This window comes from Porphyrobacter sp. THAI-01a, assembly GCF_056868655.1.
Genome location: NZ_CP180579.1, coordinates 2448141 through 2461190, shown reverse-complemented (window position 1 = coordinate 2461190; position 13050 = coordinate 2448141). Strand labels below are relative to the sequence as shown.

Below are 13050 nucleotides of genomic sequence, written 5' to 3'. Positions count from 1 at the left end.
GCCTAGGCCGGCACCGCGAGCTGGCGCAGCAGGGCGCGCAGCTGGGCGGGCTTGATCGGCTTTCCGAGCACCGGCAGGTCCTGCGCCGCAAGGCTCGCGCGGACTTCCTCGCTGCGGTCGGCGGTGACGATCGCGGCCGGCAGATCACCCTTGTGCATCGCCCGCACCCGCGCCACCGCGATATCGCCGGTAAGCCCGTCCTCGAGGTGATAGTCGGCGAGCATCAGCGACAGCCCGGCCTCGGCCGCGGCGCGCACCTCGGGCCGGTCTGGGCCGACCGCGGTGATCGCCCGATGCCCCCAGTTCTCCAGCAGCGCGCGCATCCCGGCAAGGATCGCCTCGTCGTTGTCGATCACCAGGATCGCGCCGCTCGCCGGAGCGGTCTTGCCCCCGCGCGCAGCCACCGTGGCCACGGCGGCCACCTCGGTATCGGCGGCGGGCAGCGTCACCGAGAAGGTCGAGCCGCGCCCGGGCGCTGAATCGAGCGCGACCCCGTGGCCGAGCTTGGCGCAGCTGCGCCGCACGATCGCGAGGCCGAGCCCGTGGCCGGGTATCTTGCGCGTCGCCTCGAGCCGGCGGAATTCCTCGAACACCACGCGCTGTTCGCCAGCGGCGATGCCGGGCCCCGTGTCGGTGACCGCCACCGTCACCCGGTCGCCCTCGCGCTGCGCGCTCACGGTGACGCTGCCTGCGGCGGTATAGCGGATCGCGTTCGACACGAGGTTCTGCAGCACCCGGCGCAGCATCTGCACGTCGCTCGAAACGTGGAGCCCCGTCTCGGCGACGCTGAAGGCGAGCCCGCGCGAACGCGCGAGCGGGGCGAACTCGATCCTCAGCGCCGACAGCATCCGGTCGAGCGAGATGGTGCGGATCTCGGGCTGGATTGCGCCGGCATCGAGCCGCGAGATTTCGAACAGGCTCTCGAGCAGGTCCTCGACCGAATCGAGCGCGATCGAGGCCTGACCGACCAGCCCGCGCGTGCTCGCCGCCAGCCGCTTCTCGTGGAGCGCCGAGACGAACAGGCGCGCGGCGTTGAGCGGTTGCAGCAGGTCGTGGCTGGCAGCGGCGAGGAAGCGGGTCTTGGAGAGGTTCGCCAGCTCCGCCTCGTCCTTTGCCTCGGCGAGCTGGCGGTTGACCTCGACCAGTTCGGCGGTGCGCTGCTTGACTGCTCGCTCGAGCGTCTCGGCGACCTCGGTCATGCTCTTCTGGAAGCGGATGCGGTCGGTCACGTCGTCGAAGGCGAAGGCCATGCCGCCGCTTGCCAGCGTGACCGAGCGGATCACGAAGTTGCGGCTGCCGAGCATGCAGTCGGTGGAAATCCGCGGGCCCCGGCCCTCGCGCCATTCCACCGCCTGCGGCCGGTCCAGCCGGCAGCGCGAGATGCAGTGCTGCACGAACTGCCCGTGGGTGCCGATCACCGCCATCACGTCGCGGTTGAGGTGCAGCATGTTGGCAAGCTCGTCGTTCCACGCCTGCAGCTGCCCGTTGGGACCGAACAGGCACGCGCCTTCCGAAAGGGTGTCGAGCGTGGATTGCAGCGCAAGGTTGCGTTCGGCCAGCTCGCGCGCGCGCTGGCGGGCGTCCTCGGCCTTCACGCTGGTGATGTCGGTGTAGATGCTGACCGTGCCGCCCTCGCTGGTGCGCAGCTCGTTGATCTGGAGCCAGCGTCCGTCCGACAGCAGCTGGACATGTGCCCCGGCATCGCGATGCCGGGCGAGGCGTTCCTGCTTCCAGCGTTCGGGCGCGAGCAGCGATCCGACCGCGCTGCCGTTGCCCGCGAGGACATCGACCAGCTCGCCGAAGCTGGGGCGATCCTCCACCAGATCGCGGAACTCGGGCCAGATCGCGAGGAAGGCGGTGTTGCACATCACCAGCCGGTCCTCGGCATCGAACAGCGCAAAGCCGTCGGAAAGCGATTCGATCGCGTCGCGCAGCCGCGCCCGGGCCGCGTCGGCGTCGTTGTGGGCGGCCTCGATCTGGGCGTTGATCGTCGCGAGGCGCACCATCGCGTCTTCCAGCTCGCCGGTGCGGCCGCGCACCATCGCCTCGAGCGTGATCGCGTTCTCGAACATGGAGAAGGCGCCGCCATGCAGGTCGCTGGCGCGCTCGACCCGGTCCATCAGGGCGGCATTGATCGCCTCGAGCTTGCGCACCTGCTCCTTCAGGCGGGCAATCTCGTCGCTCTCGAGCGTCGCCGTCATCAGCGGCCGATCACCAGGCAGCTGAATGTCTGGTTGAGATGGGCGGCACGGAACTGTTCGCCATAGGTGTTGAAGCCCGTCACGCGATTGGCGGCGTAGATGTCCGAGATCGCGCGGGTGATCTGGCGGGTTTCGGCATCGATGCGGTTGAGCACGCAGTCGAAGCCGAGCACGTGATCGACCTCGCCGAACTCGGTGCGCAGGCGGGCGAAGAAGGCTTCCGTCCGCGCGATCCGGTCGACCGGCTCGCCGACCGAAAGCACGATCCCGCGATCCACCGCGCCGTAGAAGGTGAGGCTGCCGTCGGAGTTGGCGGTCTGGATCGCGCGCACGTGATAGACGCCGCCGGCGCGCACCATCGGCGGATGGGCGGCGAAGAAGGCGGTGTCCAGCTCGGCCCCCGGCGCGCCGGCGAGACGGCGATATTCGTCGGCAGCGGGTGCGGCGTTGATCTCGTGGACGATGCGCCGTTCGGGATCGGCGGCGGTCACCACCATCTTGGCGGGGCCCGGCTCGTAGAAGCATTCCGAATGGACCTGCATCGGCCGGGCACTGGTGAGCATGATGATCGCCGCCGTGCCGGACCGGAAGGCGCCGTCGCAAAGCACGCCAGTCTCGCTGAATAGCAACCCGTCGCCGCTCGATCCGCCGATCAGCGGAATGTCGCCGAGCGCGTCCTGCACGGTCATGGTGAGCAGCTCCTCGCGGTGCGAGAGGCCGTCGACGAGGAACAGCGCGACCTGGCTGGCATTCTCGCCGAGAACGCGCGCCTCGTGGCGGGCATTGGCCGCGAGGTGGCGTACCTGGCGGCGGGCGTCCTCGGGGTCGAAGCTGTCGATGTCCGAGACGTGCAGCACGCGGAAGGTGAAGCCCTCCGCGGGGAAGCCCATGAACAGCAGGCTGTCGGCATCATAGCCGCGCCCGGTGATCTCGCCCGCGCTGGTGCAGCCGGCGAGCGGGATGTGGCCGAGATGCGCTCCGATCGCGGCGGCGAGCGTGTCGCGCGGGTAGGTGCTCGAACAGAAGATCACGCCGCCCGCCAGCGCGCGTCCCTCGATCGCGGCGGCGATCTCGGCGACGGCCCGTTCCGGACACGCGGCGTGCGAACTTGCAACGACAAGACCGCCAGCCGCCGAAGGGCGCGGTGCGTGCAATGGCCTCTCCCAGATCTCCCATGAAGGCCGGGCCTTCATCCCGGCGTCATAATGTTGCAGATTCGCCATAGCGGCAAGCCCTTTCAGCCCCCTGTCGGCGGGTCGCCCGCGGCATCAAGCGCGGCGGCCTCTGCATCGGTGAAGACCCGGCTGCGGGTGACGAAGCGCACGCCTTCGGGCGCCTCGAGGCTCATCCCCGAACCCCGGCCGGGCACGACGTCGATGGTGATCTGGGTGTGGCGCCAGTATTCGAACTGGCGGGCGCCGATCCAGACCGGCGTATCGCCCGCGAGGTGGCCGAGCAGCACGTCTTGCGCGCCGACCCGGAACTCGCCGCGCACGAAGCACATCGGGGCGGAACCGTCGCAGCAGCCGCCGGACTGGTGGAACATCAGCGGGCCGTGCGCAGCGGCAAGGCGCGCGATCCAGCCTTCGGCCTCGGGCGTGGCGAGGATTCGCGGGGGCAGGGTGTCGTCAGTGGTCATCGGGCATCTCTCCTTCGCCGACAAAGCGGGGCGGACGGCCTTGTGGCCATCCGCCCCGTGGGACGCCGGAACCTGCTCGGGGAGAGAGGTTTGCGGGAGGAGGTCCCGGCCTATCGGATCAGAAGAAGCCCAGCGCCTTGGGGCTGTAGCTCACCAGCAGGTTCTTGGTCTGCTGGTAGTGCTCGAGCATCATCCTGTGGTTCTCGCGCCCGATGCCCGACTGCTTGTAGCCGCCGAAGGCCGCGTGGGCGGGGTAGGCGTGGTAGCAGTTGGTCCACACCCGGCCGGCCTCGATCGCGCGGCCGAAGCGGTAGCAGGTGTTGGCATCCCGGCTCCACACCCCGGCGCCGAGGCCGTAGAGGGTGTCGTTGGCGATGGCGAGGGCCTCGGCATCGTCCTTGAAGGTCGTCACCGACAGCACGGGGCCGAAGATTTCCTCCTGGAAGATGCGCATCTTGTTGTGGCCTTCGAGGACGGTCGGCTGGACATAATAGCCCTCCGCCAGCTCGCCTTCCTGGACGAAGCGTCCGCCGCCGGCGAGCACCTTGGCGCCTTCGCCCTTGCCGATCTCGATGTAGCTGAGGATCTTCTCGAGCTGGTCGTTCGAGGCCTGCGCGCCGATCATGGTCGCGGCATCCAGCGGGCTGCCCATCTTGATCGCGTTCACCCGGGCCAGCGCCTTTTCCATGAAGCGGTCGTAGATCGATTCATGGATCAGCGCGCGGCTCGGGCAGGTGCAGACCTCGCCCTGGTTGAGCGCGAACATGGCGAAGCCTTCGAGCGCCTTGTCGAGATAGTCGTCATCCTCGCGCATCACGTCGGCGAAGAAGATGTTGGGGCTCTTGCCGCCGAGTTCGAGCGTGCAGGGGATGAGGTTCTCGGACGCATACTGCATGATCAGGCGGCCGGTGGTGGTCTCGCCGGTGAAGGCGATCTTGGCGATCCGCGGGCTGGTGGCGAGCGGCTTGCCCGCCTCGATGCCGAAGCCGTTGACGACGTTGACGACGCCCTCGGGCAGCAGGTCGCCGATCACCTCCATCAGCACCATGATGCTCATGGGGGTCTGTTCGGCGGGCTTCAGCACCACGCAGTTGCCGGCGGCCAGAGCGGGGGCAAGCTTCCACACCGCCATCAGCAGCGGGAAGTTCCAGGGGATGATCTGGCCGACCACGCCGAGCGGTTCGTGGAAGTGGTAGGCGATGGTGTCGTGGTCGATCTCCGAAATGCCGCCTTCCTGCGCGCGCAGGCACCCGGCGAAGTAGCGGAAGTGATCGACCGCCAGCGGCAGGTCGGCCGCGGTGGTCTCGCGGATCGGCTTGCCGTTGTCGATCGTCTCGACCAGCGCCAGCATGTCGAGATTGTCCTCGATGCGCTGGGCGATGCGGTTGAGGATGTTCGACCGCTCGGTGGTCGAGGTGCGGCCCCAGGCGGCCTTGGCCTTGTGCGCGGCATCGAGCGCGAGTTCGATATCCTCGGCGCTGCCGCGGGCGACCTGGCACACGCGCTTGCCGTTCACCGGCGAGATATTGTCGAAATACTGCCCCTTGACCGGCGCCACCCAGCGGCCGCCGATGAAGTTGTCGTACTTGCCCTTGATCAGGGACTTGCCTTCGAAATTGCTCAGGGCCTGTTCCAGCATGGTGCTTCTCCTCTCGCCGCGGGTTGTCGTGAGCGGAGTGTGCGCCTGTCGCGGGGACGGGCCAATTGTACCTTAGGCCGAGACGTGCGCCGCGCCGGTCATGGCCCCGAAACGGCAAAGGCCCCGCGCCGGACGGGCGCGGGGCCTTGCCTGATGCGCGCGGGCGCTTGCGGGTCAGACGACGCCGAAGGCCAGCATCGCGTCGGCGACCTTCTTGAAGCCGGCGATGTTCGCGCCCTTCACGTAGTCGATATAGCCGCCCCCCTGATCGCCGTAGCGGATGCAGGAATTGTGGATGCCCGACATGATGTCCTTGAGCATCTGCTGGAGTTCCTCCTCCTTCCACGAGCGACGTTCGGAGTTCTGGCTCATCTCGAGGCCCGAGACCGCGACCCCGCCCGCGTTCGACGCCTTGCCCGGCGCGTAGAGGATCTTCGCCGCCTTGAAGGTGTGCACCCCGTCGAGGTCGGTCGGCATGTTCGCGCCCTCGCTGACCGCGCGGCAGCCGTTCGCCACGAGGGTCTTGGCGTCCTCGCCGAGCAGCTCGTTCTGGGTGGCGCAGGGCAGCGCCACGTCGCAGGGCACGCCCCACGGGGTCTTGCCCGCATGGAAGGTGGCGCGCGGGAAGGCCTCGACATACTCCTCGATCCGCCCTCGGCGGTGGGTCTTGTGGGTCTTCACCCAGTCGATCTTCTCTTGGGTAATGCCGTCCGGATCATGGATGAAGCCGCCGCTGTCGGACAGGGTCAGCACCTTGCCGCCCAGCTGCACGATCTTCTCCGCCGCATGGGTCGCGACATTGCCCGAGCCCGAGATGACGGCGGTCTTGCCCTCGAGGTTCTCGCCCTTGGTCGCCAGCATGTTCTCGAGGAAATAGACCGCGCCGTAGCCTGTCGCCTCGGTGCGGATCAGCGAGCCGCCCCATTCGAGGCCCTTGCCGGTCAGCACGCCGGTGAAGTTGTTGGTGATGCGCTTGTACTGGCCGAACATGAAGCCGATCTCGCGCCCGCCCACGCCGATGTCGCCCGCCGGCACGTCGATGTCGGCACCGATGTGGCGATAGAGCTCGGTCATGAAGGACTGGCAGAAGCGCATGATCTCGCGCACGCTCTTGCCCTTGGGGTTGAAGTTGGAGCCGCCCTTGCCGCCGCCCATCGGCAGGCCGGTGAGCGCGTTCTTGAAGGTCTGCTCGAAGGCGAGGAACTTCAGCACGCTCTCGGTGACGGAGGGGTGGAAGCGGATGCCGCCCTTGTAGGGGCCGATGGCATTGTTGTTCTGGACGCGCCAGCCGCGCTGGACCCGGATGTTGCCGTTATCGTCCTCCCAGCACACGCGGAAGCTCACCACCCGGTCGGGCTCGGCGATGCGGCGGAGGATCTGCTGGGAGTGATACTCCTCCTTGTCCTCCATGAATTCGAAGATGTCCTCGGCCACTTCCTGGACCGCTTGGACGAATTCCGGCTGGTGCGGATTGCGCTTCTTCACGCCCTCCATGAAGCCGTTCAGGTCGACGTGATCGTTTACTGCCATGTTCATTCCCCCCCCTGTTGTCGATGTATGCGCCCGATAGAGACTCCGCTTGTCTGTTTGCGGCATTTTATCCGCGCAAAGCGGACCTCTGGCAAGCACCAAGAGGGAGGGGGAGGTCGGTCAGATCGCCGAGGAGAAGCGGCGGGGGGTCAGCGCGCGGTAGCTGTCGAACAGGGCGGCGATGACCCGGGCATAGGGGAGCCCGCCGGGAAGGATCGCGAGCCGCTCTCCCGACAGGGCGGCCAGCCCTGCGGCGGTGAAGGGGGCGAGGCGCTCGGCCGCGCCCGCCAGCAGGTCGGCGGGCACCGCCGCTTCGCCCCGGCACAGCAGTGCCTCGATCACGTCGCCCCGGCGCCGGTCCTCGGCCGAGCGGACGATCCCGTGCGAGGCCGAAAGGCGCCCTTCTCCGGAAAGCTGGCGATAGCGGCCAGTGTGCTTCTCGTTCTGGGCCAGCAGACCCGCAAAGCCGCTGATCGCGGTCGATCCGAGGCCGATCAGCGCCTCGGCCTGATCGTCGGTGAAGCCCTGGAAATTGCGCCGCAGCGTGCCGTTGCGCACCGCGCGGGCCATCGGATCATCCGGCAGGGCGAAGTGGTCGAAGCCGATCGCCTCGTAGCCCGCCCCGGTGAGGATGCGGTGCGCCTCGCTCGCCATGGTGAAGCGCGCCGCCGCGCCGGGAAGGGCGTTCTCGGGGATCATCGTCTGGCGCGGCACGAGGTGGGGCACGTGGGCATAGCCGAACACCGCGATCCGGTCCGCGCCTAGCTTGCGGGTCATCTCGAGGCTGTCCTCGAGATCCGCCTCGCTCTGGTGGGGGAGGCCATACATCAGGTCGAAATTGAGCGAGGTCACGCCCGCGCTGCGCAGCCAGTCGACGCTGCGGCAGATCATGGTGAGCGATTGCTCGCGCCCGATCGCCTTCTGGCAATGGGCGGCGAAGGTCTGGACGCCCATGCTCGCCCGCGTGACGCCGACCGCGCCGAGCACATGGCTCCATTCGGCGGTGAGGCTGCGCGGGTCGAGCTCGATCGACCATTCGGGCGCGGCGAGCGGCATGTGGGCGTGGAGCGCATCGACCAGCGCCAGGAACTCGCCGGTCAGGATCGCATTGGGGCTGCCCCCGCCGAAGGCGATACGCCGGACCCGTGCCGACGGCGGCAGCAGGCTGCCGACCGTGGCGATCTCCTGATGGAGCGCGGCAAGGTAGTGCTCCACCCTTGCGCGCTTGCCGGATGCGCCGGTGTTGCAGCCGCAATAGTAGCAGATCTGCTCGCAGAAGGGGATGTGGAGGTAGAGCGAGACATCGCCCGCCGCCTCGGCCACCGCGCGCTCGATGGTGCCGTCCTCGAGCGGGCCGAAATCGGCCGCGGTGGGGTAACTGGTATAGCGCGGCACGGGGGTCGCGAGCAGCTCGGGAATATATGACCACATCTTTTGTGCGCTCCTCGCGGAACTGGTCTGCGGATCGCGCCAGCGATCCCCGATGTGGCGCGCCAGTGGTCAGGCGTCTTTGCGCGAGATCAATTTGTCCCTTTCGGACGCTTTTGGTCGTCCTTCTGGCGGCAGGTGCCCGCATGGCAGCCCTTGGGGTGGCAATCGCGCTCCCCGGCGGGGGCGTCGCCGTCGCCGACCGGAATCGCGATGGTACCGCCGTTGCACAGCCGGGCGGTGATCGTCGCCGCCTGCGCAGGAAGCGGGCCGATCATCACCGGCACCAGCGCGAGCGCGGCGAAGAGCGGGGCGAGGACGCGAATGCGGGTCACGCGGGCTCGTCCCACGGCAGGTCGTCTTCGATCAGGATGCGGTTGGCCGCCCCGTCCATGTCGTCATACTGGCCCTCGCGCATCGACCACAGGAATGCGGCGAGACCGAGCAGGCCCATGCCGAGCGCGATGGGGATAAGGAAGGCAAGGCCGGTCACGCTTGTGCACTCCGGGCAAGACGCAGGGAATTGGCGACCACGACCAGCGAGCTCACCGACATCGCGATCGCGGCGACCAGCGGCGTGACGAGGCCCATCAGCGCCAGCGGCACGGCGAGGAAGTTGTAGAGGATCGAGAAGCCGAAATTCTCGCGCACGATCCGCATCGTGCGGCGGGCAACGCGCACCGCCAGGGCGACGGGCATCAGCCCCTCGCCGATGAACACGGCATCGGCGGCCTGCTGGCTGGCGTCGGACGCGGTGCCCGGTGCGATCGACGCGTGGGCGGCGGCGAGGGCGGGGCCGTCGTTGAGGCCGTCGCCGACCATCAGCGGGCGGCGCCCTTGCGCCTTCAGGCCCTCCAGCGCGGCGAGCTTGGCCTGCGGGCTCGCCTCGGCCTCGGCCGACAGGCCGAGCGCGGCCGCCACCGCCGCGACCGGCGCGGCTCGGTCGCCCGAGAGGATGCTGGCGGCCAGCCCCTCGCGGGCGAGGGCGGCGAGCGCCTCGGGCGCATCGGGGCGCAGCGGATCGGAGAAGGGGACGATCTGGAGCCGCTCGCCGATCCGCAGGCAGGTGGCGAGGAGCGGGCCCTCCGAGGCCCCCTCGGGCACCGGGCCCTCGGATTTCTCGAGCGCCACGGTGAGGCCCTGCCAGCGCCCGGTGAGGCCCTGCCCGCCGGTCTCGCGCACGTCATCGACGGCGGCGGGGGTCACGCCCTCGCGCGTCAGGGCGGCGGCAAGGCCGCGGCTCAGGGGGTGGCGGCTGGTCTGGGCGAGGGCGAGCGCGATGCTGCGCGCCTGCGGTTCGAGCTTGCTGACGTCCGCGCGCGGCTCTCCGAGGGTCAGCGTGCCGGTCTTGTCGAGCAGCGCCACATCGCATTCGGCGAGGCGCTCGAGCGCGCTCCCGTCCTTGACCAGCAGCCCGCGGCGCAGCAGCGCGCCCGAGGCGACGACCTGCGCGGCCGGCACCGCGAGACCCATTGCGCAGGGGCAGGTGATGATCAGCACGGCGATGGCAATGGTCAGCGAGGTGTGCCACCCCGCGCCCGCGATCATCCATCCGGCAAAGGCGACGAGCGCCAGCGTGTGCACCACCGGCGCATAGAGGCGGCTGGCGCGGTCGGCGATGCGGACATAGTGGCTGCGCGATTGCCCCGCCTCGTCCATCAGCCGCGCGATCTCGGCGATGGCGGTGTCCTCGGCGACGCGGGTGAGGCGGACGCGCAGCGCCGCGCCGAGGTTGATCGCCCCGGCATGGACCGGCGCGCCCGGCCCGACCGGCTCGGGCGCGCTCTCGCCGGTGAGCATGGCATTGTCGAGCGCGCTCGTGCCCTCGATCACCTCGCCGTCGGCGGCGAGCGCCTCGCCGGCCGCGACCAGCACCAGCATCCCGGGCTCGAGATCCTTGGCGGCGACGCGGCGGGTGGTGCCGTCGGGCGCGATGACGCTCGCGCTCTTGCCCATGCGGCCGAGCAGCGCGCCGATGCCGGCGCGGGTGCGGGTGCGCATCTCGGCATCGAGAGCGCGGCCCGCGAGCAGGAAGAACAGCAGCATCACGGCGCTGTCGAAGAAGGCGTGCTCCCCGCCGGTCACGGTCTCGTAGAGGCTGAGGCAGGTCGCCAGGATCACCCCGATCGAGATTGGCACATCCATGTTGGTGCGGCGGTGCGACAGCGCCATCCATGCGCTCGCGAAGAAGGGCCTGCCGGAATAGGCGACCACCGGCAGGGCGATCAGCGCCGAGAGCCAGTGGAACAGCTCGCGCGTCGCCCCCTCCGCGCCCGACCAGACGCTGACCGAGAGCAGCATGATGTTCATCATGCCGAAGCCCGCCACCCCCAGCGCGCGATTGAGCGCCTTGCGTTCCTTGCCCTCGTCGCCGAGCGGGTTGTCGGCGACCGGCTGCGCCTCGAACCCCAGGGCCAGCAGGGCGGCGGTCAGCGCGCCCTCGTCCAGTGCCGGATCGTGGCGTATCGCGACGCGCTTGGCCGAGAAATTGGCCCGCGCGGCGGCGATGCCGGCCGTCTTGGGCAGCTCGCGCTCGATCTTGCCGATGCAGCCGGCGCATTTCATGCCGGGCACGGTCAGGCGCGTGGTGACGAGGCCTGCCTCGTCGGTGCCGGGGGAGATGGCGGCAGGCGCGTTCACCGGATCTCCGCCTCCCCGGCCCAGGCCTGATCGCCCGCGCGGATCGCCATGCGAAGCTGCCAGCGGCCCGGTGCGAGCGCCTTGTCCGAAACCCAGCGGCCCGCGCCCGCAGGCGCGAAGGCGAGCGGCGTGTCATCGCGCGCACCGAGCGGGCGTTCGGCGGTGGCGGTGAGGGTGGCTTCGGCGGGGACCATCAGGGTCTCGATCACCACCCGCCCGTCCGCGCGGCGGTGCGGGACCGCCTGCCAGCCGAGGGCCTTCGAGGCCTCTGCTTTCGCGATCCAGCCGTTGTATTTCTGGCTGGCGACGTAGGAATTGTCGACCACCGTGCCGTGGAAGCTGCCGATGGCGCGGGTCGCCATGAACAGGTTGACCGCGATCACCACCGCGAAGCCGCCGACGAAGATCGCCGCCATGTGCCTGCCGGTGAAGGTTCCGGATTTGCTTGTCATCATTCGTTCCCCGGCATGGCGAAGGTGGTCTCGGCCAGATCGGTCTCGCGCTGCTCGTCGAGGCTGGTGAGGCGGAAGGTGAAGTGGTCCGCGCGCTCACCCTCGGGCAGCAGCACGTAGGCGCGCAGCACCTTGGTGGCGTTGGCGTCGACGGTGAGAACCTGCGTCGGCGCGGCGTTTTCGAGGGAGACGCTCTCGGTCCACATCACCGCGCCCTTGGGCAGGCCGACCAGCGCCACTTCCATGTCGCGCGGGCGGGCCTCCATGTTGCGCAGGCGCAGGGTGTAGGCGTTCCTGACCGAGCCGTCCTTCAGCAGCATGAAGGGCGGGTTGCGGTCGGGCGAGACCGTGAGGTCGGTGTGGGTGCGGGTGCCGAGCGCGAACAGGAGCCCCGCGCCAAGCCCGGCCCAGACGCCGAAATAGATGAGCGTGCGCGGGCGCAGCAGGGCTTTCCATGCGGGTGTCGCAGGGGCACCGGCGGCCTCGGCCTTGCACTGGTCGAGCGTGGCGTAGTCGATCAGCCCGCGCGGACGCCCCACCTCCTTCATCACCCTGTCGCAGGCATCGATGCACAGGCCACAGGTGATGCAGCCGATCTGCTGGCCCTCGCGGATGTCGACCCCGGTGGGGCAGACCGCGACGCACATGTTGCAGTCGATGCAGTCGCCATAGGCTTCCGGGTTCTTCGCCGCCTTCTTCACGGAGCCGCGCTGCTCGCCGCGCCAGTCCTTGTAGGTGACGATCAGCGACTTCTCGTCGAGCATCGCGGTCTGGATGCGCGGCCAGGGGCACATGTAGATGCACACCTGTTCGCGCATGAACCCGCCGAGCCAGAAGGTCGTGCCGGTGAGGATCGCGACGGTCGCATAGGCGACCGGCGCGGCCTCGCCGGTCCAGAAGTCGCGGGTGAGGGTGGGCGCGTCGGCGAAATACATGATCCACGCGCCGCCGGTCCAGAAGGCGATCGCGAGATAGACCGCCCACTTGGCGCTGCGCCTGGCGATCTTGGACGCGGTCCACGGCGCCTTGTCGAGGCGCATGCGCGCATTGCGGTCGCCGTCGAAGAAGCGGTCGACGTGCTGGAAGACGTCGGTCCACACCGTCTGCGGGCAGGCATAGCCGCACCACGCGCGGCCCACCGCGGAGGTGACGAGGAACAGGCCGATCCCGGCCATGATGAGCATCCCGGCGACGAAGTAGAATTCGTGCGGCCAGATCTCGATGTCGAACATGTAGAAGCGGCGGTTCGCCAGATCGACCAGCACCGCCTGATCCGGGGCATAGGGCCCGCGGTCCCAGCGGATCCACGGGGTGGCATAGTAGATCGTCAGCGTGACGAGCATGATGAACCACTTGAAGCGCCGGAAGGGCCCGTCGATCCGCTTGTTGTGGACCGTCTTGCCCTTCTCGTAGAGCGCGGAGCCCATGAAGCCCGCGTCCTCGGCCGGGGCCGCCGTGGGGGCGGCCTGCCCGAGCGCACCGGCCCAGTCGCGCCCCTCGGGCGCGGACGGGGCGGGACGC

11 protein-coding genes are annotated in these 13050 nt (G+C 69.3%); all 11 read right to left on the bottom strand.

Features of this window, described 5'->3' with window-relative positions; genetic code table 11:
• Positions 1–2 precede the first annotated feature (2 nt).
• Entirely contained in the window at positions 3–2201 is a 2199-nt protein-coding gene (locus ACMX37_RS11885) for a hybrid sensor histidine kinase/response regulator (protein ID WP_483146128.1), read from the bottom strand.
• The gene (locus ACMX37_RS11880; protein WP_483146127.1) at positions 2201–3424 is read right to left on the bottom strand and encodes an FIST N-terminal domain-containing protein; all 1224 of its coding nucleotides are present in this window, start codon (positions 3422–3424) and stop codon (positions 2201–2203) included. Before ACMX37_RS11880 ends, ACMX37_RS11885 begins: the two co-directional genes overlap by 1 nt.
• A gap of 14 nt (positions 3425–3438) precedes the next feature.
• Positions 3439–3840 carry a DUF779 domain-containing protein gene (locus ACMX37_RS11875; RefSeq protein ID WP_483146126.1) on the bottom strand — a complete coding sequence of 134 codons (402 nt, stop codon included), beginning with the start codon at positions 3838–3840 and terminating at the stop codon, positions 3439–3441.
• 118 nt (positions 3841–3958) lie between these two features.
• Positions 3959–5479 carry an aldehyde dehydrogenase gene (gene adh, locus ACMX37_RS11870; RefSeq protein ID WP_483146125.1) on the bottom strand — a complete coding sequence of 507 codons (1521 nt, stop codon included), beginning with the start codon at positions 5477–5479 and terminating at the stop codon, positions 3959–3961.
• A gap of 174 nt (positions 5480–5653) precedes the next feature.
• Positions 5654–7009: an NADP-specific glutamate dehydrogenase gene (gene gdhA / locus ACMX37_RS11865; RefSeq protein ID WP_483146124.1), complete on the bottom strand. Its 1356-nt coding sequence runs from the start codon at positions 7007–7009 to the stop codon at positions 5654–5656.
• 120 nt (positions 7010–7129) lie between these two features.
• Positions 7130–8440: an oxygen-independent coproporphyrinogen III oxidase gene (gene hemN, locus ACMX37_RS11860; protein WP_483146123.1), complete on the bottom strand. Its 1311-nt coding sequence runs from the start codon at positions 8438–8440 to the stop codon at positions 7130–7132.
• Between the two features lie 89 nt (positions 8441–8529).
• Positions 8530–8772 carry a hypothetical protein gene (locus ACMX37_RS11855; RefSeq protein ID WP_483146122.1) on the bottom strand — a complete coding sequence of 81 codons (243 nt, stop codon included), beginning with the start codon at positions 8770–8772 and terminating at the stop codon, positions 8530–8532.
• Positions 8769–8930, bottom strand: coding sequence for a cbb3-type cytochrome oxidase assembly protein CcoS (ccoS, locus tag ACMX37_RS11850; RefSeq protein ID WP_483146121.1), 162 nt, complete (start codon positions 8928–8930; stop codon positions 8769–8771). Before ccoS ends, ACMX37_RS11855 begins: the two co-directional genes overlap by 4 nt.
• Positions 8927–11077, bottom strand: coding sequence for a heavy metal translocating P-type ATPase (locus ACMX37_RS11845; RefSeq protein ID WP_483146120.1), 2151 nt, complete (start codon positions 11075–11077; stop codon positions 8927–8929). Before ACMX37_RS11845 ends, ccoS begins: the two co-directional genes overlap by 4 nt.
• The gene (locus tag ACMX37_RS11840) at positions 11074–11529 is read right to left on the bottom strand and encodes a FixH family protein (protein ID WP_483146119.1); all 456 of its coding nucleotides are present in this window, start codon (positions 11527–11529) and stop codon (positions 11074–11076) included. The genes ACMX37_RS11845 and ACMX37_RS11840 overlap by 4 nt, the downstream gene beginning before the upstream one ends.
• Positions 11529–12956, bottom strand: coding sequence for a cytochrome c oxidase accessory protein CcoG (ccoG, locus tag ACMX37_RS11835; RefSeq protein ID WP_483148400.1), 1428 nt, complete (start codon positions 12954–12956; stop codon positions 11529–11531). Before ccoG ends, ACMX37_RS11840 begins: the two co-directional genes overlap by 1 nt.
• Positions 12957–13050 lie beyond the last annotated feature (94 nt).